Annotated in this window: 21 protein-coding genes and 1 pseudogene; 10 read left to right on the top strand and 12 right to left on the bottom strand. The window is 68.9% G+C overall.

Annotation, left to right across the window (positions count from 1 at the left end; translation table 11 throughout):
- Nucleotides 1-74: 74 nt before the first annotated feature.
- Nucleotides 75-2,021, bottom strand: a complete 1,947-nt coding sequence (locus ACWEWT_RS00350; RefSeq protein WP_452554629.1) for a helix-turn-helix domain-containing protein — start codon at nt 2,019-2,021, stop codon at nt 75-77.
- Nucleotides 2,022-2,175: 154 nt separating this feature from the next.
- On the opposite strand from ACWEWT_RS00350, the gene ACWEWT_RS00355 reads away from it, so the two are divergent.
- Nucleotides 2,176-3,504, top strand: a complete 1,329-nt coding sequence (locus ACWEWT_RS00355) for an MFS transporter (protein ID WP_452554631.1) — start codon at nt 2,176-2,178, stop codon at nt 3,502-3,504.
- 17 nt (nt 3,505-3,521) lie between these two features.
- Here the strand turns inward: ACWEWT_RS00355 and ACWEWT_RS00360 are convergent, their stop codons facing one another.
- On the bottom strand, nt 3,522-4,346 hold the full coding sequence (locus ACWEWT_RS00360) for a helix-turn-helix domain-containing protein (RefSeq protein ID WP_452554633.1): 825 nt from the start codon (nt 4,344-4,346) through the stop codon (nt 3,522-3,524).
- A 78-nt stretch (nt 4,347-4,424) separates the two neighbouring features.
- On the opposite strand from ACWEWT_RS00360, the gene ACWEWT_RS00365 reads away from it, so the two are divergent.
- Nucleotides 4,425-5,255, top strand: a complete 831-nt coding sequence (locus tag ACWEWT_RS00365) for an alpha/beta fold hydrolase (protein ID WP_452554635.1) — start codon at nt 4,425-4,427, stop codon at nt 5,253-5,255.
- 6 nt (nt 5,256-5,261) lie between these two features.
- On the opposite strand, the gene ACWEWT_RS00370 is transcribed toward ACWEWT_RS00365, so the two are convergent.
- Both ACWEWT_RS00370 and ACWEWT_RS00375 read right to left on the bottom strand, forming a co-directional pair.
- The gene (locus ACWEWT_RS00370; protein ID WP_452554637.1) at nt 5,262-6,095 is read right to left on the bottom strand and encodes a siderophore-interacting protein; all 834 of its coding nucleotides are present in this window, start codon (nt 6,093-6,095) and stop codon (nt 5,262-5,264) included.
- 64 nt (nt 6,096-6,159) lie between these two features.
- Nucleotides 6,160-7,182, bottom strand: coding sequence for an ABC transporter substrate-binding protein (locus ACWEWT_RS00375; protein WP_452554639.1), 1,023 nt, complete (start codon nt 7,180-7,182; stop codon nt 6,160-6,162).
- Nucleotides 7,183-7,304: 122 nt separating this feature from the next.
- Here ACWEWT_RS00375 and ACWEWT_RS00380 point away from each other — a divergent pair, with 122 nt between their 5' ends.
- Genes ACWEWT_RS00380 through ACWEWT_RS00390 form a run of 3 tightly spaced genes read left to right on the top strand, consistent with a single transcriptional unit; the run spans nt 7,305 to nt 10,248 of the window.
- A complete protein-coding gene (locus tag ACWEWT_RS00380) occupies nt 7,305-8,378 on the top strand; it encodes a FecCD family ABC transporter permease (RefSeq protein WP_452554641.1) in 1,074 nt (357 codons plus the stop codon).
- Entirely contained in the window at nt 8,375-9,457 is a 1,083-nt protein-coding gene (locus ACWEWT_RS00385) for a FecCD family ABC transporter permease (RefSeq protein WP_452554643.1), read from the top strand. The genes ACWEWT_RS00380 and ACWEWT_RS00385 overlap by 4 nt, the downstream gene beginning before the upstream one ends.
- Complete coding sequence (locus tag ACWEWT_RS00390) at nt 9,454-10,248, top strand: ABC transporter ATP-binding protein (protein ID WP_452554644.1); 795 nt, start codon at nt 9,454-9,456, stop codon at nt 10,246-10,248. Before ACWEWT_RS00385 ends, ACWEWT_RS00390 begins: the two co-directional genes overlap by 4 nt.
- A 98-nt stretch (nt 10,249-10,346) precedes the next feature.
- Here the strand turns inward: ACWEWT_RS00390 and ACWEWT_RS00395 are convergent, their stop codons facing one another.
- Both ACWEWT_RS00395 and ACWEWT_RS00400 read right to left on the bottom strand, forming a co-directional pair.
- Complete coding sequence (locus ACWEWT_RS00395; RefSeq protein WP_452557609.1) at nt 10,347-10,619, bottom strand: amphi-Trp domain-containing protein; 273 nt, start codon at nt 10,617-10,619, stop codon at nt 10,347-10,349.
- Between the two features lie 299 nt (nt 10,620-10,918).
- Nucleotides 10,919-11,839, bottom strand: coding sequence for a LysR family transcriptional regulator (locus tag ACWEWT_RS00400; RefSeq protein WP_452554646.1), 921 nt, complete (start codon nt 11,837-11,839; stop codon nt 10,919-10,921).
- Between the two features lie 102 nt (nt 11,840-11,941).
- On the opposite strand from ACWEWT_RS00400, the gene ACWEWT_RS00405 reads away from it, so the two are divergent.
- A complete protein-coding gene (locus ACWEWT_RS00405) occupies nt 11,942-13,003 on the top strand; it encodes a YeiH family protein (protein WP_452554648.1) in 1,062 nt (353 codons plus the stop codon).
- 90 nt (nt 13,004-13,093) lie between these two features.
- Nucleotides 13,094-13,390 (top strand): tyrosine-protein phosphatase, encoded by a 297-nt coding sequence (locus ACWEWT_RS00410; protein ID WP_452554650.1) that lies wholly within the window; start codon nt 13,094-13,096, stop codon nt 13,388-13,390.
- 67 nt (nt 13,391-13,457) lie between these two features.
- Here ACWEWT_RS00410 and ACWEWT_RS00415 read toward each other — a convergent pair whose 3' ends face one another.
- On the bottom strand, nt 13,458-14,036 hold the full coding sequence (locus ACWEWT_RS00415; RefSeq protein WP_452554652.1) for a TetR/AcrR family transcriptional regulator: 579 nt from the start codon (nt 14,034-14,036) through the stop codon (nt 13,458-13,460).
- 88 nt (nt 14,037-14,124) lie between these two features.
- Here ACWEWT_RS00415 and ACWEWT_RS00420 point away from each other — a divergent pair, with 88 nt between their 5' ends.
- The 3 genes and pseudogenes from ACWEWT_RS00420 to ACWEWT_RS00430 all read left to right on the top strand — a co-directional run bounded on the left by ACWEWT_RS00420 (nt 14,125) and on the right by ACWEWT_RS00430 (nt 16,467).
- Nucleotides 14,125-15,447, top strand: a complete 1,323-nt coding sequence (locus tag ACWEWT_RS00420) for an oxygenase MpaB family protein (protein WP_452554654.1) — start codon at nt 14,125-14,127, stop codon at nt 15,445-15,447.
- Between the two features lie 48 nt (nt 15,448-15,495).
- A pseudogene (locus ACWEWT_RS00425) lies at nt 15,496-15,621 on the top strand (nuclear transport factor 2 family protein); the annotation flags it as partial.
- Nucleotides 15,622-16,062: 441 nt separating this feature from the next.
- A complete protein-coding gene (locus ACWEWT_RS00430; RefSeq protein WP_452554656.1) occupies nt 16,063-16,467 on the top strand; it encodes a hypothetical protein in 405 nt (134 codons plus the stop codon).
- A gap of 170 nt (nt 16,468-16,637) precedes the next feature.
- On the opposite strand, the gene ACWEWT_RS00435 is transcribed toward ACWEWT_RS00430, so the two are convergent.
- The 5 genes from ACWEWT_RS00435 to ACWEWT_RS00455 form a co-directional block, all read right to left on the bottom strand.
- Nucleotides 16,638-17,972, bottom strand: coding sequence for an MFS transporter (locus ACWEWT_RS00435; protein ID WP_452554658.1), 1,335 nt, complete (start codon nt 17,970-17,972; stop codon nt 16,638-16,640).
- A complete protein-coding gene (locus ACWEWT_RS00440) occupies nt 17,953-18,738 on the bottom strand; it encodes an ABC transporter ATP-binding protein (protein ID WP_452554660.1) in 786 nt (261 codons plus the stop codon). Before ACWEWT_RS00440 ends, ACWEWT_RS00435 begins: the two co-directional genes overlap by 20 nt.
- On the bottom strand, nt 18,735-19,742 hold the full coding sequence (locus ACWEWT_RS00445) for a FecCD family ABC transporter permease (protein WP_452557611.1): 1,008 nt from the start codon (nt 19,740-19,742) through the stop codon (nt 18,735-18,737). Before ACWEWT_RS00445 ends, ACWEWT_RS00440 begins: the two co-directional genes overlap by 4 nt.
- A 56-nt stretch (nt 19,743-19,798) precedes the next feature.
- Nucleotides 19,799-20,848: an ABC transporter substrate-binding protein gene (locus tag ACWEWT_RS00450; RefSeq protein WP_452554662.1), complete on the bottom strand. Its 1,050-nt coding sequence runs from the start codon at nt 20,846-20,848 to the stop codon at nt 19,799-19,801.
- A 193-nt stretch (nt 20,849-21,041) separates the two neighbouring features.
- A complete protein-coding gene (locus ACWEWT_RS00455) occupies nt 21,042-25,658 on the bottom strand; it encodes a tetratricopeptide repeat protein (protein ID WP_452554664.1) in 4,617 nt (1,538 codons plus the stop codon).
- Between the last annotated feature and the right edge of the window lie 39 nt (nt 25,659-25,697).

A 25,697-nucleotide genomic window follows, 5' to 3' on the forward strand; every position in this document is an offset into this window, starting at 1 on the left:
ACCAACCGACGCTAGGGTGCGCCCGCGGATAGGACTATGTGTTGAACACCCACACAATCGATCGATTCATGGGTTCACAGCCCATCCTGGGCGGCGCGGTCACCCGCTCCGGCCCGGCGCAGTTCCTCCAGCCGCACCGCCGTGGAAATGCGGTACAGGTGCTGGTCGCTGCGCCAGTCCTCGCCGAGCAATGTCTTGATGCGGTCGAGGCGCTGCAGGATGGTGTTGGGGTGGTAGTTCAGGACTCGTGCGGTCTGGGTCGGGCTGGCATTGCTGCGGACGAAGGCCCGCAGGGTCGCGGTCAGATCGGTGCCGTGCGCGGCGTCGTAGTCCACCACCGGCCCGATCGTCGCGGTGACGAACCGGTGCAGACCCCGCGGATCGTGCGCGAACAGGATCGAGAAGATCTCGTACTCCGAGGTATCCACCGTGGTGTCGTCGATCTGCAGGGTGGCGAGCAGCCGGGCCGTACGCAGGGATGTGGTGAAAGCCGCGGGAAGGTCGTCCGCGGTCGGCGATACCGGTGGGGCGATCGCGAGAATCGGCGTCCGCACCGTAGTGGCCACCGATTCGCGGATCCGCGCGGCCGCGGCCACCGGATCGCGGGAACCGGTCACCACGGCGATCACCCCCGCCATCTCGGCGACGAGGGTGCCGTCCGGATATCTGCCCGCGATATGACGTACGGCGGTACCGCGCAGATCCGGTTCCAGCACCAGCGTCACGACGGTGTTCAGATCCGCGAGAGCGATACCGTGGCCGCGTAACCGCCGGTCGAGATCGCGCCGCCGTTCGGGAGCGGCGTCGAGCACATCGGCCACCAGTTCCGTGCGGGTGCGCCGGTCGGCGTCGTCGGCGGCGTTGTGCTGCAACGTCAGCAGCGAGCACACCTGAGCCGCCCGCTCGACGGTCCGTTCGTCGACCGGGCCCAGCGCGAGCTCACCATGGCTGAGCAGCAGCGCCCCGTAGTAGTCGGGGCCGGCCGTGATGGCCGCGACGGCCGCCACCGGGGACTGTTCGCCGTCGACGACACAGCAGTGCCCGGTGGCCCGGCTGCGCTCCAGCGCCCGCCGGACCGCCGCCGACTGCGTCGCTGCCGCGCCCGGGTCGCCCACGGTCCCGGACCGTGCCGTGATGTTCCCGTCGGCATCGACGATGGTCACCGTGCGCCCCAGCGCCTGCGCCACCGTGGTGGCCACCATGGGAAAACCCTCGCCGGTCAGTACGGTCTGGATCAGCTGCTGGTGCACGATATTCGCCCGGTCCCGTTCCCGGACGTGTTCGCTCAACCGCGCGAACGCCTCCCGCGAGTGTTCCTCGGAATCGCGCAGCCGCTCCAGGATTCCGGCGGTCTGGATCACCACCGAGGCGTGGTCGGCCAGTGCCGACAGCATCGCGGTCTCCTCGGCCGTGAACACATGCTCGTGCCGGGTGGCGCCGAAGATGACACCCAGCACCGTGCCTTCGGCCAGCATCGGCACGCCGAGAATGGAGACGATCCCCTCGGCCGCCACCGCGTCGTCGATATCGCGGTCGTGCGGATCACCGGCGTAATCGCTGTAGCGCTGCGTCCACTGCGCGGTCCGGGCCGCGGCGATCCCCGAGGCCAGGCCTTTTCCGGGCGGCACCCGCAGATTCCGGAACTGTGGGGTGACCGCTCCGACGGTCTTACGGACGCGGAGTTCCCGCGTATTCGGATCGAATTCGGACAGATAGGTGACATCCGTGCCCATCATCTCGTGCGCGCGGGTCACCAGCCGGGCCAGCAAGGTGTCCAGCTCGCGCGATTGCGCGAGCTCACGTGCGCTCGAGAACAGCACGGTCAGCTCGTGCTCGCGCCGCCGCAGCCGCGACAGTTCGCTGTGCAGGCGACCGAGTACCTTGCGCAGCTCCGACCGGTCCCCGTCGGCGGCCTCGAGCTGTTCGATCCCCACCGCGATGGCGTCGATGGGGAGCTCACCGCCGACCATATCGGTGAGCAGCCGGGCGATACCGGTGATCGGTGTGGTGCTGTCGGGCATGACCACAGCTTCCCCCATGTGGAACTGTCACATCAATACCGTCTTCCCATGGGCCGTTGCCCCATGTCCTGAGTCACATCGTTCGCGATACCGTTCCGTCGATGCAGTTCAGGCTGTCGTGTCGATCTTCCGGCAGCGCACGTCGAGGAGAGTTATGACGGATCCATCACCCAGCGCGACGGCTTCGAGCGCAGGCGCCGAATCACCATCCCCGCGAGCTCAGGACGGTGCGGTCACCTCGATGCGCACCGTCGTCTCGTCGAGCATTATCGGAACCACGATCGAATGGTTCGACTTCTTCGCGTATTCGACGGCCGCGGCCCTGGTGCTCAACACCCTGTTCTTCCCGTCCTACGATCCGCTCGTCGGCACGATTCTGGCTTTCGGCGGAATCGCGGTCGGCTATTTCGGCCGGCCCCTGGGCTCCGTGGTCTTCGGGCACTACGGCGATCGGCTCGGGCGTAAGACCATGCTGGTCGTCTCGCTGCTCATGATGGGCGGAGCGACGTTCGCGATCGGCCTGTTGCCCACCTATTCGGCGATCGGCGTGGCCGCTCCCGTGCTGTTGATGGTGCTGCGATTCGTCCAAGGTTTCGCCCTCGGTGGCGAATGGGGCGGCGCGGTCCTGATCGTCGTGGAGCACGCCGAGCCCCGGCGTCGCGGACTGATGGCGTCGGCGCCGCAGGTGGGGCTGGCGCTCGGCCTGCTGCTGTCCACGGTGACCTTCCTGCTGCTGGACCTGTTACCCGCCGCGGCGTTCGAATCATGGGGCTGGCGTGTGCCATTCCTGCTCAGCGCGTCGCTGGTGCTGGTGGGTATGTTGATCCGCCTGCGTATCTCCGAAACCCCGGAGTTCGCCCGGCTGCAGAACAGCGGCACCCGGTCACGCGTGCCGATCATGGAGACGTTGGCGACGCGCTGGCGTACGGTGCTGCTGGCCGCGCTGGCCTTCGCCAATGTGGGCGCGATCTTCTACGCCCTGTTCACCTTCAGCATCACCTACGGCACCACGCATCTCGGTATGTCGCGGACGTCGATGCTGATGGTCTCGGTGCTGTGTTCGGCGCTGGCGATCGCCGGTCTTCCCCTGGCCGGCCGGCTGTCGGACAAGTACGGCCGCGCCCCGGTCTTCACCGCCGGGATCGTGCTGACCTCGTTGCTGGCCTACCCGATGTTCTGGCTCATCGACAGCGCGCAGCTCACGCTGATGACGATCGGCTACCTGCTCGCCACCGTCGGATTCTGCGCGTCGTACGGCACGCTGGGCATCCTCTACGCCGAGGCGTTCTCGGCCCGCATCCGGTACACCGGTATGTCACTGGCGCTGGGCCTGGGAACCGTGGTGGGTTCGGCGTTCGTGCCGATGATCTACCTGGAGCTGCTGGATATATTCGGCAGCTCGGCGGGAATCAGCCTCTATATCGTGGTGACCGGCCTGATCTCCGTGGCCGCGGTCCGCGGGCTACAGCGCCGGCCGCAATGATTCCCGCGGTCGCGGGATCAGGCTGTGGGCCAGGCGATATCGTCGATCGCGAGCCACGGTGCCCGCGCGACGACGGTGGGGGTCATCTCGGTGATCGCCCTGGTGCGACGGTGCAGATGGGACTGGTCGGCATAGCCGGCCTCGACCGCGGTATCCGCGGGCGCGCGGCCCGCGGCCAGAAGATGGGCGGCATGATCGAAACGGACGAGTTCGGACGCGTGTTTGGGTGAAACTCCGATATGGGTCCGGAAACGAGACCAGAGTCGCTGGCGGGTCCAGCCGGTCTCGGCGGCCAGGGTCTCGATGCGGAGCCGGCCCCTGGTATGGACGGTCCGGTCCCAGGCGTAGGCGATCTCGGGTGCCACCTCGAATCCCTGCGACGCCCTGCTCCGGAGGAACGCGGCCGCGCGGGTGAACCGGTCGTCCCACGACGGCGTCGAACGGAGTCGCTCGGTCAGGAGGGCGGCGTCGCCGCCCCACAGTTCCGGCAGCGGTATCAGTGTGCCGCCGCTGATGCCGGTGTCCCGGAAGATCCCCGCGGCTACGACAGGAGATAGGCGGATCTCCAGGACATCGCCCATCCCCGCACTGGTCATGCGTAGGGCGCCGGCGCGGAGGCCGACGAGTACGTTCCCTGTGGCCGGGCGCCCGGACGGGTCGTAGACGACTCCGTGCTCGCTGAGGTCGAGCAGGAGTGTGACCGACGGATGCGGGATCATCGTGATGTCCACGGGCGCCATATCGTGGTATCGGAAACCCGCCATCCGGACGCCCGGAATCGGTGGCCGGGCCGGGACGGTGACGTCGACCCGGCTCCAGTCCAATGCTCCCGGTGTGGTCATGGATCCCAGGCTAGCCGGAGCGGCACAGCGTGACATTCGTTCAATACGGCGGGACGAGGCCGCGACGAAGCTGGCGATATGAGCGAATCGAGTCCCGGCCGGACACACGACGACACAACGGTCCGCGGGTTGCACGTCGTCATCGACGGGAACCCGGCGGCACCGCCGCTGTTGCTCATCCACGGCTCGGGCGCGACCGGCTCGATATGGGCACCGATGGTGCCGTCGCTCGCCACAGAGTACCGAGTCGTCACCATCGACCTGCCCGGTTGCGGCCGGTCCGCCCCGGCGCCGACGTACGCGGTTGCGCAGCAGGCGGATCGCACGGCGGCGGTGCTGGACGAGCTCGGCGTCCGAAATCCGAAGGTGGTCGGTCACTCCAGCGGGGGATACGTCGCTACCGCCCTGGTCGAGCGCCGTCCGGACCTGGTCGGTGAGCTGGTCCTGGTCAGTACGGGGCCGAGCCACGCGGCGCTTCTCCCCGAGCCGGCGATCCTCCGGGTACTCACCGCGCCGCCCTTCGGTCCGCTCGTGTGGGCGATCCGTACCGACGCGATGACCCGTCGCGGCCTGGCGGCGATGGCGGCGGCCCCGATCACCGTGCCCGACGGGGTCGTGGCCGATCTGCGGCGGACGTCGTATCGAACCTTCCGCGCGATTCTCGCCGCCAACGGCGACTACATCGCCGCGCGCACCGTGCCCGAGCGCCTCGCCGAGGCCGGTAAGCCCCTTCTCGCGATCTTCGGGGATGCCGACCCGCGCTGGGACCCGGCCTCGCTGCACCGGTACGAGACGGTGCCGGGCGCCGAACTCGAGTACCTTCGCGGAGTCGGGCATATCGCGATGCTCGAGGACCGCGACGCACTCGCCCGTGCGATTCTCGGCTACGCGCGTCACGAACGATCGTGACACTGCTCAGTTCGACGCGGCCCGGCCCATCCGCCAGTAGCCGGTGAACGTGATATCGGACTTGTCGATTCCCCGGTCGCGCACCAGATGCCGGCGTAGTCCGGCGGCGAGCTGCTGCTCGCCCGCGACGAAGGCGTAGACGTTCTCGCCGGGGAGCCGAGCTTCACGAACGGCTTCGGTGGCCAGGGTGCCGATCCGGCGGGTGGGGGATTCGCGGGGTAACCAGTGCACCCGAACTCCGGCGGGTTCGCCCAGCTCCTGGATGTCCTCGCGGCGCGGCACTTCGATATACGCCGCGCCACGCAGATCTCGCGGTGCGGAGCGGAGGACACCCGCGATCGCGGGCAGTGCGCTCTCGTCCCCGGCCAGCAGAGACCAATTCGTATGCGGCGGGGCCTCGTACATGGTTCCTTCGTCGAGCAACCCGATCGGTGTGCCGGGCCGTGCGCGGTCCGCCCAGCTGGCGGCGGGGCCGGTATCCGCGTGCGCGACGAAATCGATATCGATCTCGGCGTGCGCGCCGAATCTTCCGGTACCCGCCGGCCGGAAAGCGCGGACGGTGTAGTTGCGGATGAACGGCCGGGTCTCGCTGCTCATTTCCAGATACTGGGTGTACCAGCGGTTTTCCTCGGCCGCGGTCGGCAGGCGCAGACCGGGCTGCTGCGGCCTCGGCAGGAAGAGACGGAACCACTGGTCGTAGCCCATCGGGGCGAAATCGTGGAGATCGGGTCCGCCGATCGTCACCCGGATGAAGCCGGTACCGATCCGCTCGGTGGCGAGAGTTTCCGCGGTGCAGATCCGTCGCTCCCGCGGCTTGCGGTGTTTGGTGCGCGTCGCCATAAAAATTAGGGTAGCAAAACCTAACCAATACACCCTCGGCCGCGAGGCAGGCCGGCGTGCCGGTTCACGCCGGAATCAGGTCCGTCCTCGGATCGACGCCGAAATGCTCGGCCAGGGTGGTGATCGAGGCATGCGCGCCCTGAATGCTCACCGACAGGACGAAGGGCTCGTCGTCGACCTGGATCACCTCACCGGACAGGCGTTTCCACAGCGGGTTGGCTTCGAAGGATTTCTGCTGATCGCGGCTGGAGTCGCCTTCGGCCCCCGGCGGGGTGTAGGCGGAGACCATGACCAGGCCCGCGTCGGCTCGCAGGATCTGTTCCACCGACAGCGGGGTGAAGATGCCGTCGTTGTTATCGGGTGCGCCGGCGGGACGTGGGATGCCCATATCCGTCATGATGTCGCCGATGAAGGAGTTGCTGGAGTACAGCCGGGCGGTGTCCTCGCCGGCGAAACGGACCAGCGAGTACGTCAGTCCGGGATGTGCGGCCCGGATCTGCTCACCCACCGCGGCCGCCCGTTCCTCGTAGGACGTGACCACCTCTTGGGCCCGGCTCTTCTTGCCCAATGCTTCGCCGAGCAGCACGATGTTCTGTTTCCAGGTCGGTCCGGTGGTCTCCGAGAATACGGTCGGCGCGATCTTGGACAGCTGATCGTAGAGCGGTTCGTGCCGCACCTTGGCGGAGATGATGAGGTCGGGCTCGAGTTCCAGGATCTTCTCCAGATCGGGCTCGGCCGTTGTGCCGACGTTCACGGAATCGGCGACCGCGGCGTCGATATCACCGAGATACTCCGGGAACGGGTGGTCGGGGTCCGCGCGGTACTGGATATAGCCGGCGAGGCGGGTATCGAGCAGCAGGGCGGCGTCGGTGAAGCTGGGATCCAGTGCGACAACGCTTTCCGGTGCGGCCTCGAGGGTGGTGACGCCCATGGCGTGCTCGATCGTGATCGGGGAGCCGTTGCCGCCCCCGGCGACGTCCGGGCTCGCCTCGCCGGAACCGCCACAGGCGGTGGCGAACGCCAGCCCGCATGCCATGAGCGGAATCAGTGATCGGCGCGCGATCGATCGGGTGGATGTTCCGCTCATGAAATGGCCTTTCCTCGGGGCCGGGCCGCCGTGAACCATCCGGACAATAAGGATAGGCTGCCCAACATGGGGCTGACCTTAGCAAGGAGAACCGAGATGGCGACACCAGCACGAGCGAATCGGTGATCAGCGATAGCGACCCCGATCCGCCGGCAGCCGCGATCGACGCTCCGGCCGAGCCCCGGAAAAGTGCCGCGACCCGCACGGGACGCTCACCACTGGTCATGGCCGGCGTGCCGGTCGCCGCGGTGCTCGCGGCGGTCCTGCTCAGCATCTGCGTCGGCAGCAGTCCCTCGACCCTGGCCGAGGTGTGGCATGCGATCGCCACGCCCGCCGGGACCGATATGGATGTGACGATCCGCGAACTCCGTTGGCCCCGCACCCTCGTCGGTATCGCCGCCGGAGCGTGCCTGGGTGTGGCCGGAATCCTCACCCAGGGCCACACCCGCAACGCGGTCGCCGAACCGGGTCTGCTCGGCATCAACCAGGGTGCCGCTCTCGCGATCGTCACCGCGACATTCCTCTTCGGCGGCTTGTCGGTGCATACCCAGGCCGGTCTGGCTTTCGCCGGGGCACTGGCGGCCAGCGTGCTGGTGTTCGCGGTCGGGACCGCCGCCCGCAACGGAGCCACCCCCGTCACCTTGGTGTTGTCCGGCGCGGCGGTCACCGCGCTCTGCGGCGGCCTGGTCACCGGACTGGTGCTGCTCGACAGCGCCTCCCTGGACACGCTGCGGTTCTGGCAGGTCGGTTCCCTGGCGGCGCGACCCTACACGGTGGGTGCGATCTGGCCTTTCGTCGCCGCCGGCCTGCTGCTCGCCCTGCTCAATATCGGCGCACTCAATACGCTGGCGCTGGGCGAGGACACGGCGCGATCGCTGGGAACCTCGATACCGGTCGCGCGATGTGCCGGTATCGCCGCCATCACCCTGCTCGCCGGATCGGCTGTCACCATGGCCGGGCCGATCGCGTTCGCCGGCTTGCTGGTTCCCCATATCGCCCGGGCACTGGTCGGTGCCGACTACCGTCGCTCGGTACCGGCCGCCGCCGCGTTCGGTATCGCCCTGGTGCTCCTCGCCGATACCGTGGGGCGGGTCGTCGCCCGGCCGGGCGAGTTGTCGGTCGGGGTGGTGCTCGCGGTCATCGGAGCGCCGTTCTTCGTACTCCTCGCCCGCCGCCGCCGGCTGGTGACCGTATGAGCGGCCCGGACCAGAATCTGCTCGCCCCCACTCGGGTGGTGCGGTGCGGGCCGGTCTCCGTGCGCGTCGCGCCGCGCGCGCTGTCGGTCGGCCTGGTACTGCTCCTGCTGACCCTGGTGGCCGCCGCGGTCCACCTGGCGAACGGCGGCTCCGCGCTACCACTGGACGCTGTCGTGCGGGCGCTGTTCGGTGACGATTCGAATGCCCGGGTGCATCTCGCGGTGACGGAATTCCGGGCGCCGCGCACCGCCGGCGCCGTGGTCGCGGGTGCCTGTCTGGCAATGGCGGGCGCGTTCACCCAGACTGTCGCCCGCAATCCGCTTGCCAGCCCCGACATCCTGGGCGTGACAGCGGGAGCCTCACTCGGCGCCGTCTCGGTGCTCGTACTTGCTGGCGGTGGCGCGGCCGGTCTGAGTGGATTCGCGGGCGAGGTCGGTCTGCCGGTCGCCGCATTCGCCGGTGGGGTGTGTGCCGGGATCCTGGTGTATCTGCTGGCCGTATCCGGGACTCTCGACAGTTACCGCCTGGTGCTCGTCGGCCTGGGTATCAACGGACTCGCGGTCAGCCTGACGACCTGGATGTTGACCCTCGGTGATGTCACCAATGCCGCCCAGGCACTGACCTGGATGTCGGGTTCGCTCAACGGCAAAGAGTGGAAACTGGTCGAACCGATGGGTCTGCTCGCCCTGGCCCTGATGGTGGCGGCGCTGCTGCTCGGACAGCGGCTGGTGCTGTTCACCATGGACGACGATGTGGCGACCGGCCTCGGTGTGCGGATCGGCCGCCTCCGGCTGTACGCGCTGGCCGCGGCGACGCTGCTGGCCTCCACCGGAGTCGTCGTCGCGGGTCCGCTCGTATTCGTCGCCCTGGCGAGTCCGCAGATCGCCCGGCTGCTCACCGGATCAGCGGTGCCACCGATCTTCGTCTCGGGGCTGGTGGGCGCGGTATTCGTTCTGGTCGCCGATACCGTCGCCACGAATGTGCTGCCGGTATCGCTGCCGGTCGGTGTGGCGACCGCCGTCCTGGGCGGACCGTATCTGATATTTCTCGTTCTGCGGAACCAGAGGAGGCTTACGTGAGTCGTCCGGCGTCCGTGCTGCGCGCGGAGAACCTCACCCTCGGCTACGGCGCCGCCGATGTCGTCACCGATATGACCCTCGATATCCCCACCGGATCGGTGACCTCGATCATCGGCCCGAACGGATGCGGGAAATCGACGCTGCTGCGCGGCCTCGGCCGATTGCTCGCGCCGAAGTCCGGCCGAGTCCTGCTCGATGGCGTACCCATCGGCGCCCAGCCCACCCGGAAGGTCGCCCAGCGCATCAGTATCCTGCCCCAATCACCCGCCGCGCCGCCCGGTCTCACGGTCGCCGATCTGGTCTCCCGCGGGCGCCACCCCAGACAACGCTGGTACGAGCAGTTCTCCGTCCTCGACGAGGCTTCGCTGCGGCATTCGCTGAGCAGCACCGGCATCCTGGATCTGGCCGGCGCCCGACTCGAAGAGCTCTCCGGCGGTCAACGCCAACGAGCCTGGATCTCCATGACGCTCGCCCAGGAGACCGACATCATGCTGCTGGACGAGCCGACCACCTATCTGGACCTGGCCCATCAAGTGGAACTGCTGGAACTGATCGTCCGGCTGAACCGGGAGCATCACCGGACCATCGTGATGGTGCTGCACGATATCTCGTTGGCCGCGCGATACAGCGACCATCTCGTCGCGATGAAGAACGGTGCCATCGTGATCCAGGGCGCACCCGATCAGGTGGTGCGCCCGGATGTACTGCGTGATGTCTTCGGACTCGCCGCGCATGTGGTGACCGAACCGTCCGAAGGACGGCCACATGTCATCCCCTTGGGATCGCTGTGACCGCTGTACAGGTCCGCCCATTCGTGTGATCCGCCAAGCCCTGTCCATCGGTCAGGGTTTCGCCCGATGAGGCTGCGGTCCGGCCGGTCGTGGTCAGGTCACCGTCGGCCGGACGACCGGCCTGCCGAGGAGAACGCCAGCTCACGAGTCGCACCCAGTTCATCGGGTTCGGTGGGCGGATGCCAGCTGATCTCTATTTCCAGTTCGATCTCGTCGCCGTCGACCTCTATCTCGAACTCCCATCGAACCCGGTCGGCGACGGTTATCGAGAGCGAATCACCGTCCGAGCCGAGTTCGGTCTCCGAACCGTTCGCGAGGGCGTGGCCGAGGGCGATGAGCCACTCCGATACCTCGTGCCGGGAGAGTCGGATCGTCTTTCATCTCCAGCTCGGGCACGACGACTCCTGATTCGAAGGGCAGCGCGCTCGCGGGGGAGTCGGCTCCGGGCTTTCGCCGAGCACCCGTCCGGCTCGTGTATCCAGATTCTAGAATCTCCGCGGTGCGGCGATCTCATCCGTCGCGGGTGAGATCGCATCGCGTTGTCGATACCGCGATCGTGTGCCGGAGGGCGTCGCCCGGACCGGCACGACCGATCCGATCGCAGCGGTGCCGGGACCGGATCGCCGGTTACGGATATCCCCGCTCCTCGTGTTCACCATCGTTGTACCGATCATCGTGACCGGTGCGGGCCTGAGGCCGGACCTCGCCGTACGAGTCCGACCAGATCGCCGGCGGGCCCCTCCAGCTGACGTGGCGGGCGCCAGACGGCGCGCAGGGTGCGGTCGAGTTCGAGGCCCTCCACTTCGACGACCTTCAGCTCGCCCGATTCCACCTGGGCCGAGACCGCGAGGGTACTCAGGACCGCCGGCCCGACTCCGCCCAGCACACTCGTCCTGATGGCGGCACCGCTGCCGAGTTCGAGCAGCGGTGCCGCTCGGTCGTATTCGTGGAGGGCCAGGTCCAATGTGGTCCGCGTGCCCGAACCGGGCTCGCGGACCACGAGCGGCGTCCGGGCGAGCTCGGCGACCGACAACGGGCGTCTGCGGCGCGTCCACGGATGGCGCGGATCGACCACGACCACGAGCCGGTCGCGGGCGACCGCGACGCTGTGTAGTGCCGGGGGCACAGTCGGGGACTCGACGAACCCCACATCGCAATTCCCCGCGGTGACGTCATCGCACACCTGCACGGAATTCCGTACCTGGAGATGAATCGTGACGCCGGGAGCCGTCCGCCGGAACTGGCCCAGCCACGCGGGCATCAGATGTTCGGCGACGGTCATACTCGCGCTCACGGTGAGCTCGGCGGCGCGTTTCTCGCGCATACCGGCGGCGATATCGAGCAGTTGCCGGGCGTCGTCGAGAACCTTCCTGGACCAGTGGGCCAGCACCGTGCCCTCCGGGGTCAGGATGGAGCCGGTGGGTTTGCGTTGCAGCAGCGGGGTGCCCACCTGGGCCTCGAGCCGTTTGATCGCGCGGCTGGCGTTCGGTTGGGCGATACCGGCGACTCTGCTTGCCGCACCCAGACTTCCGTGATCGTCGACTCCGACGAGTAATTCCAGAACACCCAGGTCGGGCCATCCGCTGAGCATGCTCGGATTATATGTCCAGAGGTAAAGGCATATCAGAATGATATGTAGTGATAGCGGATTGACGACTACCGCGGGTGGGGCGGGCACAGCAGAGTTCTCGGTATGTCCAGTTCTGTTCACCCGGCCGTCGATCCGCAACGGGCGGTGGATCCGGAATCCCGCGATCGGACGGGTGCTCGTGCCCGCTTCCGGGGCCCGGGTACGGCGGCCGGTATCGCATTGTGCGGGGCCGGCGCGGCAGCGTCCATGGGAATCGGGCACCTCGTGCCGGCGGTGAGCCCGCTTCTGATCGCCATCGCGCTCGGCGCCGTGCCCGCGAACCTCGGCGCCGTGCCCGGCTGGATCCGGCCGGGGCTGGACTTCTCGGCCAAGCGGCTGCTCCGCGTGGGAGTGGCGTTGCTCGGACTGCGACTGCTGTTCAGTGATGTCATCGGCCTCGGCTGGGGTGTGATCGCCGTCGTCGTGGCGATCGTCGTCCTCGGTATCGCGGGCACCTTCTACGCGGGCAAACTGCTGGGGCTGTCGTGGACGCAGCGGGTGCTGATCGCCTGCGGATTCTCGATCTGCGGCGCCGCGGCGGTCGCGGCCACCGGCGGCGTGGTCGATGCCGAGGAGGAGGAACTGCTCACCGCGGTCGCGCTGGTGGTCGTCTTCGGGACACTGATGATCCCTGCTGTGCCGCTGCTGGCGAATGCGCTGGGTCTGTCCGAGCGGCAGGCGGGAATATGGGCCGGCGGCTCGATTCACGAGGTGGCACAGGCGGTCGCCGCCGGCGGCATGATCGGTGGCGGCGCGCTCGCCGTCGCCACGCTGGTCAAGCTGGCCCGCGTACTGATGTTGGCGCCGGTGCTGGCCTGTCTGGGTGCGCGCCGGCGCCGGATGAGCGAGGGGGCCGATACGGCGCGACCGCCGCTGGTACCGCTGTTCGTGATCGGTTTCCTCGGCTGCGTCGCACTGCGCTCTTCGGGGCTGCTGCCCCGGGCCCTGATCGATACGGCCCAGCTCGTGCAGACCGCCCTGCTCGCCGCGGCGATGTTCGCGTTGGGGACCGGCGTACGGGTATCGCTGCTGCGCTCGGTGGGGCCGCGTCCGATCGTGCTGGCGACGCTGTCCACGGTGTGGGTGGCGTCGGTCGCGCTGGTGGGCACCCTCCTGGTGACCTGAGAACCGTCTCCCGGCGAGGTGGAGAAGTCGGCCCGGCGCAGCGGGCGACTCACAGCCGAGTCCCGGGAACTTTCGAGTGCCGGAGCCGGCGTGCTGTCGTCCGGCCGGGTCGTTACCGGTTCGCTCCCGCTGATCGGGAAAACCGGAATCGGGGCATACGGGGTGTTCCTACGGTGTGCGTGGCACCGCTGCCCTCGGCCATGGCGGGGCGCGCTGGTCGAGGATCCGGCGCTGTGGGAACCGGTCCTCGGTGTACCACGCGGCTTCCTGGACGCCGCGTTCGATCAGGCGCGGCAGTCGTTCGACTCGATGGACAATTTTCTCCGCGCCGGGCCGGGTGTCGACGACGCCACTCTCGACGCGCTGCGGACAAAACTGGCGGGCTGAGCTCGGACAGGTTCGGGCCGACCACCGGTAGCGGCTCCCGGGCTCCCTCGTTCCCGGCCGGGCGGGCTCAGCGAATTCGCTGCAGCAGTTCGGAACTGAGCCGGCGCACCAGCGCGCGCAGGCGTTCGTGTGATGCCGACGCGGGATCGGTGAGGCGTAGTTGCAGCAGTTCCCGGCCGGCCGCGTGCAGGACCCGGGCGGTGTAGTCCGGGTCCTCCAGCTCCGGGGCGATGGTCAGCAGCCGGCCGACGAAGTACTCGCGGACCACGTCCTGGGACTGGGCCAGGCGTTCGTAGAGTTCCGGTGGCGCGCCCTGGGGTGGGAAGAGGAACAGCCGCCAGGTCGCGGGATGGGCGTCGACGGCCCGCAGGAGGCTGTCGAACGCGCGCAGTGCCGGGCTGTCACCGGTATCGCTGTCCTCGCCCGCGGATACCGCGTCGGCGAACTGGAAGGCCGCGCGCTCGGTCTCCCGGTCGATCAGCGCGACGAACAGGCCGGGTAGGTCGCCGAACTGCTGGTAGAGCAGTGAGCGATTGACCCCGGCCGCGTCCGCGATGCGATTCGGGGTCGCCGCGTGGAAGCCTTCGGCGGTGACGATCGTATGCGCGACGTCGAGTATCTGCTCGCGTCTCGCCTCGGCGGTCATGCGTCGTCGGTACTGCGGACCCATGCTTGACAGCATAACTAACACTCCGTGAGTATTAACTCACTATCTGTTAGTTGATGGAGGAGCGATGCCGACGTACTACCCGGAGCTGGCGCGGCGGGTGCGCAGTCAGCGTGAGTTGCAGCCCGGTCTCTACGGTGATTTCGATTTCGACAAACAGCCGTACCGGCTCGCCACCGGGCCGGACGAGTCCTCGTCGCTGCCGGGATGGGTCGCGCGCCGCGAAGTGATCCTGGCCGACGCGCGGATCACCGAGTTGATCGCGACAGCGACGCTGCTGGGCGATACGGTCGCCGACCCGCTCGCCGCGCTGAGTACCGAATACAGCGTGACCGAACTGGTCAGCATGGTCCGGCAGGCCTGCCGCGCGGGGGTCGAGTCGGTGACCGGAGCACCGGCGGAACTCGTGGCGTTCGTCGCTTCGATGGAAGCGACCCCCGAATGGCTGGATATGGACCTGGTACGCGAAGGAGCCGCGCAGGCCCGGGTCGATGCCGCGCTGCTGGCACCCTTCGTGACCCGGGGTGCGTTCATCGCCACGTTCACCAACACCTATGCGGCGCTGCCGATGGCACTGACCGGTGCACTGTCGGGGCGGCGCGCGGCCCGTCGCGTCAACGAGACGGCCAACTTCTTCGCGGTGACCACACTGCCCGGGGCGCTGGAACGCCACGGCCCCGGGTTCGAAGCCGCGGCCATGGTGCGGTTGATGCATTCGATGGTCCGATACAACGCGCTCACCCGGTCGGACCGCTGGGATCCGGAGGTGTACGGGGTGCCGGTGCCGCAGGTGGATCAGATGCCGGCCGGAATGATCAACCTCTATCTGCTGGCTGTCCGCGTCCGGCGTCAGGGACGTGCGGAGTTCACCGAAAGTGAGCGCGCCGTAGTGGAATTCGGTCGCTACCGGTGCTTTCTGCTCGGGCTGCCCGAGGAGTTGCTACCGACCTCGCCCGCGGCGATCATCCACGCCTTCCATGCCCGCGCGGCCCTGCTGCGCGACGGTTTCGACGATGCCACCTGCGGCGAACTGATCCGGTCGACGATGGCGGCCTACCTCCGGACGCACCGCACCCTGTTCGACAGGATCGCCGACGCGGTCGAACGTAGTTACAGCAAGGCGGGTTTCATCGCGGCATTCTGCCGCGGTGACCGGCGTACCGCCCGGCGAATGGGTGTGCATCTCGGCGCGGCCGATATCGCGCGGATCGCGGCGACGGCGCCGTTCATCGTCGGACGGCTGCTGATCGTCGCGCGCGCCCATCGCGTCTGGTGGTTGCGGCCGGCCGTCGACCGTTATCTCACCGGATCGGTCGAACGTCGATTGGCGGATTACGGGAATCCCGAGTTCGTCAGCGATGTACGGACCTACACACCGGTCGCGAGCTGATTCGACGGCCCGGTCTCCGATGCACCCGTGTGCCGTTCGTGCTTCGGCGGTTACGGTCACTGTCACGAGGAATACCGACTGGTGGCGGACCGGTGGCTCATCAGCTATCGCAAGCTCACGCGCCTGCGCGAGGACGTGACGCCCGGTTTCTTCGACTTCGTCGAACCGCTGTGAACCCGCTCTCCGCACCGGTATCCAGGAGTTCGATCTCGTGGCCGTCGCGGCCGGCTCCACCTCGCCGACCCGGCCTCGGCGCGGACCATTCGCACCGGGAGTCCGTTGCCGGTGTTCGACCGGGACGCGCACGAGGCTCGCCTGGACTGAACCGGACCGGTGATGCGCCGGTCCGGTAGCCGGACAGCGTTCCGAATCCGGGCTCGGGATACGAAAGATTCAGTACCGCGGATCCCACCAGCAAGAGGTGGCCCGGAGTAGGGATGCGCATGAGTCTCCTCGTTGTCGGAATCGAGGAAATACTGGTCGGGGACGTGCCGGTCCGCTTCCGAAAACCTGCGGTCGCGCGACCTCGGCCCGGGCCGGGCCCGCGGCACCGGACCTCGGCCCGGCTCGGCGCGTCTGCCTCGGTGCGGAGCCGCGACGGTGCACGCTGAGGGCATGCCCGCCACCACGCGAGTCACCCTGCCCGCGCTCGTCGCGGCCACGATGGCCGTCCCGGCGCTGCCCGCCTGCGGTACCGACGCGGCCGAATGCCTCGCGGTCCCCACCGAGACGGTTACCGCGATCGCCGACGGTGGGGAACCGGTCCCGCTCGTCGTCCGCGAGTCGGCGGCCTATCACGCCGAAACGGGCAATTACTGGGTCGCGCTACGTGTCACGCATACCGACGGTGAACGAACCGGGGTGTGGGTGATCGACGAACTCGAGCGGCCGGTCACGATCATGTCCGCCGATACGGCCGGCGAGATGATGACGGTGTGGCCGATGATCGGGGACGGGGACAAGAAGCCCGACAACGTGGTCGGCGGCGATCCGTACCGCGTGGTCACCGGTTGCCTGTGAGCGGCTCCGCCTTCGTGCCGCTCCGGCGGCCGAACCGGCCCGGATCCGATCATCCGGACACTCGCGCGGGCCGAGAGGTCCCGCCGCGTCGGACCGTCTCCGGATCGGCCGCCGCGGCTGTGCCCGGTGGACTGCGCTCGTGGCGAGCGCGGATTCCGTACGCTCACGCACTATCCGGCACCGCGCGACGGGACTGCCCGCACCGGACCCTGCGCGCGTAGTAGCAGTGTCAGAACGAGGGCACTCGCGAGCAGGGCGAGGGCGACGGCGCACCACGGCGCGGCGAGTCCCCAGCCGGTGGTGGCCGGCAGCACGTCTATCAAGGCCCCGGTGACCGCCGAGCCGGCCAGTACCCCGAGCCCGCCGATGGAGGCGAGGAGACCGTAGTACGAACCGAGACGGCGTTCGGCGGCGATGCGCGGCACCAGATCCCGGGCGACGGGCATGGTGATCATCTGGCCGAGTGCCAGCAGGAGGGCGAATGCGGCGGGCGGGACCAGTGCGGGCACGCCATGGAGTCGCAATGGCGCGAGCAGCGCCATCACGACGAAGGCGGTGGCCGTCACGATCAGGCCCGCGGGCAGGGCCGCGGCCGTACGCACCCGCCGGGTGAGGGGCAGTTGGGCGATGACGACGAATAACGCCGCCAGGGCGAAGTACCAGCCCAGCGGGGCCTGCGATCCCCAGGCGCGGTCGAGCTCGAGCGGTAGCAGCAGGTACAGCTGGTTGTACCCCACCAGCTGGGAACTCATGGCCACGGCGAAGAGGAGGAAGGTCCTGTTCGCCACCACTTCCCGCCAGCCGTCGAGCCAGCCGTCGGCGGCGTGGGCGCCGGGCTGTGCGGGGAGCAGACGCAGATGGACCAGCAGGATGACGACGAAGATGCCCGCCGCGACCAGGCAGGCGAGGGAGAAATCGGCCGCCAGCAGCAAGGATCCGAGCAGTGGGCCGGTGAACGTGCCGATCTGACCGCAGACGGCGAAGAGCGCGAAAACATCCTTTCGGGACTGCGCGCCGTCCTCGGTGCTGCCCGCGGCGGTAGCGAGGGCGGATTCGACGGCCGGGGAGAACAGCGCGCCGGCGAACCCGGTCAGGACGGTGGCCACCACGATTCCGGGCACCGACGCGGCGAAGGCCAATCCGGCGAAGCCGAGGATCCGGCACACACATCCGGCGACGACCACCGGCTTCACCCCCCACCGGTCCGCGAGCGAGCCCCCGATGAAGAACAGGCCCTGCTGGGAGAACGTGCGGAGCCCGAGCACCATCCCGACGAACGCCACCCGCAGACCGAGATCCTCCGTCAGATGCACCGACAGGTACGGCAACACCATGAAGAAGCCGACGTTGAACGCGAGTTGGGTGAGGACCAGCAGCCGGACGATCGGGGTCGCGGCCGTGAGACCGGTGAGCAGCGACCACCGGCGGCCGAGTGACCGGCGGGCTCCTGCCGCCGCGTCCGGCGTCGGCGAGGCCGGCCGGTCGTCAGCGCGCGGCGACGGCAACGGGACCCGGTTCGAACAGGATCGACAGTCGCCCCTTCGACTCGTCGACGAGCACCTCGGCCCGGACGTTGTACACCCGGGCGATCAGTTCGGAGGTCAGGACCTCGGCGGGTTTCCCGCCGGCCACGACCCGGCCTTCCCGCAGGACGATGACCATATCGCAGAACATGGCGGCGAGATTGAGATCGTGCAGGGCGATCACACTGGTGACGGGCAGCCGGCTGACCAGTGCCAGCAACTCCAGTTGGTGATGGATGTCCAGATGATTGGTCGGCTCGTCCAGCAGGAGTTCGCGCGGCTCCTGCGCCAGGGCGCGGGCGATCTGGACACGTTGTTTCTCCCCGCCGGAGAGCCGGTGCCAGAGCCGGTTCGCTTTCGACGCGAGGCCGGTGTGCTCGAGCGCGGCCGTTACCGCGGCCTCGTCGGCGAGTGGATCGCCGCCGAACGTCGTGCGATGCGGAATGCGCCCGAGGCGTACGACATCGCCGACCGTGATGTCGAGGTCGGTATCGGCGTGCTGGCTCACCACAGCCACCGCGCGGGCGATTTCCTTGCGCCGCATGGTGGACAGATCGTCGCCGTCGAGGGTTACGACACCCGCGGTCGGACGCACCACACCGTTGAGGAGATGGAGCAGCGACGATTTCCCGGAACCGTTCGGACCGAGCAGGCCCACCGTCTCGCCGGGTGCCGGTGTCACGGTGACGCCGTCGACAACCAGCGCACCGCCGCGGTTCCAGGTGACGGTATCCGCGTGCAGGGTCACTGTGCTCTCCTCCGGCGCGACAGGATCACGATGAACGCGGGCACCCCGACCAGCGCCGTGCCCACACCCACCGGCAGCGGGGTGGGTGCGAAGGCGACGCGGGAGACGGCATCCACCCACACCATGAAGACCGCCCCCAGCAATGCCGTCGCGGGGACCAGCCGGCTGTGTCGCGGCCCCAGCAGGAACCGCGCCGCGTGCGGGAGCACGAGCCCGACGAATCCGATCGCCCCGGCGACGCTGACCAGGGTCGCGGTGATGACCGCCGTGACCACCAGGAGCACGAGCCGGAACTTCCCGACGGAGATGCCGAGCGATGCCGCGACCGCGTCACCGAAGGAGAATGCGTCCAGGACATGCGCGAAATACAGGCATACCGCCGTCCCGAGGAGCACCACCACCGCGCACAGCCGCACATCGTCCCAGCGGACGCCCTCGAGCGATCCGAGCAGCCAGAACATCACACCGCGGGTCTCGTCGGAGTCCGCGAACGCGAAGATGACGAACGAGGTCAGCGCCGAGAACAGCTGGGTACTGGCGACACCCGCGAGAATGACGCGGTCGTTGCTGCCGCCGGACAGGCGGGCGAGCAGCAGCACCAGCCCGAATGCGACCAGCGCCCCGATGAACGCACCGCCGGACAGACCGATCGCGGCACCGCCGACACCGAGTACACCCACGATCACGGCACCGGTCGACGCGCCGGACGAGATGCCCAGGACGAACGGGTCCGCGAGCGGGTTGCGGAGCAACGACTGCATGATCACGCCGCAGATCCCGAGTCCGGCGCCGCAGGCGGCGGCCACCAGCGCACGCGGAAGCCGCTCCTCCCAGACGATCGCGTTCTTCGCCGCCCGCACCGGGATATCGGCGAGACCGAGATGATTGAGCAGGACGTCACGAACATTGACCAGCGAGATATCGGCCGGCCCCAGAGTGACGGCGACGAGTACCGACAGCGTGAGCGCGACGATCCCGCCGACCGCGATCAGCGACCCGACGATCCATCGCCCCCGAATCGGTCCGGGGACGAGGGCGGCGGCGCGGTCGCGGGTGGCGGTCAGTTGGGATCCCGGACGTCGCGAAGGCCGGCGGCGATCTTCTCGAGTCCGTCGACGGCGCGGATGGAGGGGTTCATCTCCGCACCGTGCAGCGCGATGTAGCGCTTGCCGCGTACGGCGTCGAGAGTGCGCGTCACCGGATCGGATTCGAGGAAGGCGATCTTGTCGGCCAGCAGGTCGCCGGGGAAACGGGCGCGCAGGAGGTCACCGAGGACGAGGACATCGGGGTTGCGTTCCACGACGGTCTCCCAGCCGACGGCGGGCCAGTCGTCGGTCAGATCGGCGAAGACATTGGTGGCACCGACCGAGGTGGCGAGCAAGTCGGCCGATCCCAGGCCGCCGGCCACGTAGGGGCTCTTGGTATCGGCGAACCAGAACGCCATCGACACATTCGACTTCTCGATACCGGCGAGGGCCGCGGTCTCGCGGCCCCGCAGCTCGTCGACGAGTTGCGCGCCCCGCTCGTTCACATCGAAGACGGCGGCGAGCTCACCGATCTCCTGATACAGCGCGTCCATCGTCAGCGGTGTGGTGCGCTTCCCACCCCCGTTGACGCTCACTCCGTTGTCGCAGTCGGTCGGCGACAGATACGACCCGATCCCGGTCTCCGCGAACCGGGCTCGCTCCGCGACCCCGCCCTGCTCGAAATGCCGGCCGAACGACGCGGTCACGAAATCGGGATCGGCACCGAGGACGACCTCGTAGGTCGGCGCGTTCTCCGCCAGTCGGGGAACCGATTCGTTGGCTGCCGCCAGATTCTCGCGGACGGGATCCGTCCAGGACGCGGTTCCCACCAGGCGGTCGCCGAGACCGAGCGACAGCAGGATCTCGGTCGAACCCTGATCCAGCGAGACCACTCGCTGCGGCGCGGCGTCGACGGTGACCGTCTCACCGCAGTTGTCGAGGACGAGGGGGTAGGTGGTGCCACCTTCTCCGGCGGATACTGCGTCGACGTCGTCGACCTGCTCGGATTGCCCACAGGCGACGAGTGCGCTCGCCAGCACGGCGGTGACGGCCACGAGACCGATCCGGCCCACGGAAATCTTCACGTTCGTCTCGGCTTTCTGCTTGTCGAGGTCGGTTGGCGCCCCGAGTGCTCACGGTGAGGCGTACGACCACAACCTGTGCCGAGGGAAGCAGGTGAACGCTAGCACAAGTAAACCTAACCTAAATGATGCGGTATCGCCGCTGGTCGGAGTCGGTCGGTTGCGCCGGCGACGAACAGCGACGGCGTGACGGTGCTCAGGCCCCGGTGTGGAGATGGGCGGCCCAGAGGGACGGAGTGGCGCGGAAGGTGTCGCGCACGGCGCGGACGGCATCGTGCAGAGCGTGGGCCGCCCGGTTCGTATCGGGTGCCGCGTCGCCGGCGGTGGTGAGGGCGGCGTAGAAACTGTCGGCGATATGGGTGGCTGTCTCGTCGTCGACGGTCCAGAGAGTACCGATCACCTGTGGGTATCCGGCGAGCTGGAAGGCCGAGGCGAGGTGGATCGCCTCATCGATGAGTTCGGCACCGGCGGTGGCGGTTTCGCACGCGGAGAGGTAGGCCAGGCGGGCGTGGCCCAGGTCGAGCGGGGCCAGGGTGGCGACCGTGAACGGGGCCGAGGTGTGGTCGTGCAGGAGCAACCGGCTGCGCGAGGGGTCGGCGGTATCGCTGACACCGTGGCAGGCGAAATGGACGATCGAGCATTCGCGCAGTAACTGCAGGACCCTGTCCCGGGTGGGCAAGTCGACCTCGTGCCCGTTCGGCGCCGCAGCCGTCGGGTTCACCGTCGGCGTGGTGGTGAGGTCGGGCGCCGGTTCGGGTTCGGTCAGTGTGATCGCACCGGGCAGCCGCGTGGTGAGGATTCCGGCCTCGTCCGGTACATAGTGCAATCGGCCGGCAACGCCGGGGGTGGTGGGCATCGCCACGATCAGGGCCGGTCGACCCGTATCGGGATCGGGGCCGGTGATGCGTCGCCGCGCGTGTCGTAGGGCGGCGACGGTCGGGGTGTAGGACGAGACCACTCGATCCAGCACCGTCCGGACAGCGCCGCGCCTGCGTGGTGGGCCGGTGTGATAGCCGGCGGCATGAATCGGCAGCTGGCCCAGCAGCCCGCCCGGTACCCACCACACCCGTGGACCCGGGCGACCCGCGGGCATCGGACGCCGCAGACCGAGTGCGTCGAGAACGGGACCGGCGGCGTTGTCCCACAGCCATTCCAGGACCCCGTTCAGGCGTCCTTGCGCGGCTCGCCGATCCGCGGCGGTCGCCCCGCGGTCGGCACCGGCCAAGGCTTCGCGGAAGGTGGCGACCCGTTCGACGACATTATCGCGAGCCAGCCCGGGCATCCGCAGCACCTCGACGCCGGAGACGGTGAGGAGCAGGGCATCGCTGCCGAATTCACTGATGTTGAACATCACGATCGGTCCTTCGGCGGCCTGTTCGAGCAGCTGTCCGATTGCCGGTGGGAGCGCGAACATCTCGAATCCCGGCTGGGCGCGGATGCGGGCCAGCACCTCGTCGAAGTCCCGCGCCAGGCGCTGCCGCATATCTGTCGCGGGCTCCGCGTCGGTGCCCGCGGGGGATACGGGGGAGTGGTCGAGAAGTCCGCGCAACCGGTCGAACTCGACGGCCAATTCGGGATGACGGCTCGCCAGCTCGCTCGTATCGCCACGGATCTGCAAGGCCTGTCCCAGGAGCACCCCGCGGCCGGCCTCCAGCATCTGCACAGCCAGCGCGGCCCGCTCGGCAGCGGGTGTCGAGGTATCCCGGAGTGTGAAAGCGGCCGCGTCGGCGGCCAGCTCGGCGTAGCCGCCCAGGGCGTACTGCTGATCCGTTCGTTGCAGCCGACGCGGCGCCACCTCGGGCAACAGCCGGACGGCGGCGTGCATCAACTCCACCGCACGCCGGCGCCGGTCGCGTAAACCGGTCGGGCTCCGCGACAAGCCGACCACGCTGAGGGCCAGCATCATCACCCGGATCTGCCCACCCGACCAGAGCAGCGCGGCAGCTGCCCGCGCCGACTCGATCCGGATCGACGGCTGCGCTACCGGCGAGTATGCCGCCTCGCACCAGGCTACGGCGGCCTCGTCCAGATCCTCCATCGGTGCGACGACCTGCTGTACACGTTCTGCCGCGCCGTCGCCGGCCGCCCGCACCACGAGGGCACGACCGAGCTGGGTCAGCACCCGCGCACGTCCAGGGTGATCGAGAGGTCTGGCCTGTACCGCTGCGCGGCACAGTGCGACGCCCTCGTCCGCATACGCTGTCACGCCCGTCCGCTCGAACCGGGTGATGAGGGTTGTCCCGAGCGCGGCCAGTCGCGCGGCACGGTCGGACGCGTCGGGTGCGGTGACCCGGAGCGCTTCCCGGCATACGCCCACGGCCTCGTCCAGGTCCGTTATCGCGCCCGTCCGTTGGAATCGGCTGCCCAGCATCGCGCCGAGATTGGACAGGCGATCGGCCGATCCGCTGTTGCCCGCCGGAGTCGCCTGCACCGCCTGCCTGCATACGGCTACGGCCTCGTCCGCGTCGTCCGGTGCGCCCGTCCGGGTGAACCGGTACCACAGGGCTCCGCCGAGATTGTTCAGGCACATGGCCAGCTTGGGATCGTCGGCGGGGGTTGTCCGCAGCACCAGTCGACGCAGGGTGACCGCCTCGTCCACGTCCGCCCGTGCGCCGGTCCACTCGAACCGACCCAGCAGAGCGCTCGCGAGATTGTTCGACCGCAGGCTCCGGCTCGGACTGTCCGCCGGAGTGGCCTGTACCGCCGCACGGCACACCTCCACCGCCTCGTCCAGATCCGCGGGCGCACCTGTTCGGTCGAACCGGAGCAACAGCGCATTCCCGAGCGTGTTCAGGCACAGTGCGCGCTCTGAGTGACCGGTCGGGGCGGCCTGCACCGCTTGCCGGCACACCTCCACCGCCTCGTCGAAGTAGGTCTTCGTACCCGTCTGCCGGGCCACGTTCTGCAGGGATGTCCCGAGCGCGACCAGGCGCCCCAGTCGGGCGGGATGATGGGCCGGGGTGGCCTGTAGTGCGCGGCGGCCGACCTCGACTGCCTCGTACACGTCCGTCGGCGCACCCGTCCATTTGAAACGGGCGCGGAGCGCCAGCCCGAGACCGGTCAGGAATATCGGCTGTTCGGCGTCGGCGGCGGGAGAAAGCTGCATGGCCCTGCGTCCCAGATCCACCGCCTCGTCGAGGTCGGCCGGACGCCCTGTCCGGTCGAACCGGAGCATGAGCGCACTCCCGAGATTGTTCAGGCGCATCGCCCGGGCCGGGTCGTCGGCCGCGGTGGCCTGTAGTGCGGCGCGGCCGATTTCCACGGCTTCGTCGAGGTAGGTCAGCGTGCCGGTCCGCCGGAACAGGTGCTGCAGTGTGACCCCCAGGTTGTTCATGATCGTCACCCGCACGAGCGCGGCCGGGGGAGCGACCAGTAACGCTCGGCGGCCGCTCGCCAGTGCCTCGTCCAGATCGGCCGGGGTACCGGTGCTCTCGAATCTGGTTCGGAGGTTGTTCCCGAGGGAGTCCAGGTACATCGCTTGATCAGGATGGCCGTGCGGGGCGGCACGAACCGCCGCGCGGCTCGTCGCCACCGCTTCGTCGAGAGCCGCCGGCGCACCGGTTCGCGTGAACCGCTCGTAGCAGGCGGCTGCGAGATTGTGCAGGAGCATCGCCCGGCCGGGGTGGTCGGCGGGGAGGGCCTCGACTACGTGACGGTCCGCCTCCATCGCTTCGTCGAAGTCCGGCACGGACCCGTTCCGCGCGAACCGGATCCGGAGCGCGATTCCGAGATTCGTCAGGCACATCACGCGGTAGTGATGGCCGGCCGGGGCCGCGTGCACGGCTCGGCGGCCGATTTCCACCGCCTCGTCGAGGTCCGCGGGCGCACCCGTCCGCTCGAATCGGATCCGGAGGGCATGCCCGAGATTGTTGAGGGACACCGCGTATTCCGGATCTTCGACCGGTGTGGTTCGCACAGCACGGCGTCCCACCTCGATCGCTTCGTACAGGTCCAGCGGTGTATCCGTGCGGGCGAACCGGGCCTGCAGTACCGCCCCGAGAGTGGTCAGGCAGGCGCCCCGGCTCGGGTCGTCGTGCACCGTGTCCTGAACGGCCCGGCGGCACATATCCACGGCCTCGTCGAGATCGGCCCGCGCAGCCGTCCGCTGGGATCGGATCCGGAGGAGATTCCCCAGGGCGTTGCGCCAGATCGCCCGTTCGGCGTATTCGGCCGGGGAGTCCTTCAGCCATACCGCCCGATCCGCGTGGCCGGAGGCCGTGAGCTGCACTGCTCGGCGGCACATATCCACGGCCTCGTCGAGGTCGGCCGGCGCACCTGTGCGCTCGTATCGGGCCCCGAGGACGAGCCCGAAGGTGCCCAGCCGGAGCGCTCGGTCGAGATGATCGGCGGGCGTGGCCGCGAGTATCCGCCGCCAGAGGACGATTGCGGCGGTGAGGGATTCGGCATCGAAGGCGGGCAGGTCGTAGAGGACTGTGATGCTGCCGGCCACCGCGAACACCTCGTCGGCGACGGCGACGCGTTGTTCGGGCAGCTCGGCGGAAGGCGCCGGTGCGTCGAAGACCGAGACGAGCAGTTCGATCGCGGCCGGCCACTCCCGCGCGCCCCCGCCGGGTCGCAGTGCCAGGAAGCGGTATCCGTGGAACCGCGCCAGCAGCAACCGGGCATCCGGATCACCGTCGCCGGGCCGCAGATCCACGGCCAACCGGCCGGCCTCCGCGGCAGCCTCGGGTTCCAGCACCAGCCCGGGCGCCGCCTCGTCGTCGGCACGTGCCAGCCTGCGGGCCACCGCGGCCCGCAGGATTGCCCGGCGCTCGTCGTCGGAGCCGGGTCCGTCCAGCACTGCGGTCCGCATACGTGCGTTGCCTCGAATTCTCGACGGTCACTGTGCCTG

This window comes from Nocardia sp. NPDC003963, from assembly GCF_053605105.1.

What these genes read in the sequence shown, in the direction of transcription:
- ACWEWT_RS00350 (WP_452554629.1), bottom strand. Translation starts at nt 2,021, where the DNA reads ATGCCCGACAGCACCACACCGATCACCGGTATCGCCCGGCTGCTCACC.
- ACWEWT_RS00355 (WP_452554631.1), top strand. Translation starts at nt 2,176, where the DNA reads ATGACGGATCCATCACCCAGCGCGACGGCTTCGAGCGCAGGCGCCGAA.
- ACWEWT_RS00360 (WP_452554633.1), bottom strand. Translation starts at nt 4,346, where the DNA reads ATGACCACACCGGGAGCATTGGACTGGAGCCGGGTCGACGTCACCGTC.
- ACWEWT_RS00365 (WP_452554635.1), top strand. Translation starts at nt 4,425, where the DNA reads ATGAGCGAATCGAGTCCCGGCCGGACACACGACGACACAACGGTCCGC.
- ACWEWT_RS00370 (WP_452554637.1), bottom strand. Translation starts at nt 6,095, where the DNA reads ATGGCGACGCGCACCAAACACCGCAAGCCGCGGGAGCGACGGATCTGC.
- ACWEWT_RS00375 (WP_452554639.1), bottom strand. Translation starts at nt 7,182, where the DNA reads ATGAGCGGAACATCCACCCGATCGATCGCGCGCCGATCACTGATTCCG.
- ACWEWT_RS00385 (WP_452554643.1), top strand. Translation starts at nt 8,375, where the DNA reads ATGAGCGGCCCGGACCAGAATCTGCTCGCCCCCACTCGGGTGGTGCGG.
- ACWEWT_RS00400 (WP_452554646.1), bottom strand. Translation starts at nt 11,839, where the DNA reads ATGCTCAGCGGATGGCCCGACCTGGGTGTTCTGGAATTACTCGTCGGA.
- ACWEWT_RS00405 (WP_452554648.1), top strand. Translation starts at nt 11,942, where the DNA reads ATGTCCAGTTCTGTTCACCCGGCCGTCGATCCGCAACGGGCGGTGGAT.
- ACWEWT_RS00415 (WP_452554652.1), bottom strand. Translation starts at nt 14,036, where the DNA reads ATGACCGCCGAGGCGAGACGCGAGCAGATACTCGACGTCGCGCATACG.
- ACWEWT_RS00420 (WP_452554654.1), top strand. Translation starts at nt 14,125, where the DNA reads ATGCCGACGTACTACCCGGAGCTGGCGCGGCGGGTGCGCAGTCAGCGT.
- ACWEWT_RS00430 (WP_452554656.1), top strand. Translation starts at nt 16,063, where the DNA reads ATGCCCGCCACCACGCGAGTCACCCTGCCCGCGCTCGTCGCGGCCACG.
- ACWEWT_RS00455 (WP_452554664.1), bottom strand. Translation starts at nt 25,658, where the DNA reads ATGCGGACCGCAGTGCTGGACGGACCCGGCTCCGACGACGAGCGCCGG.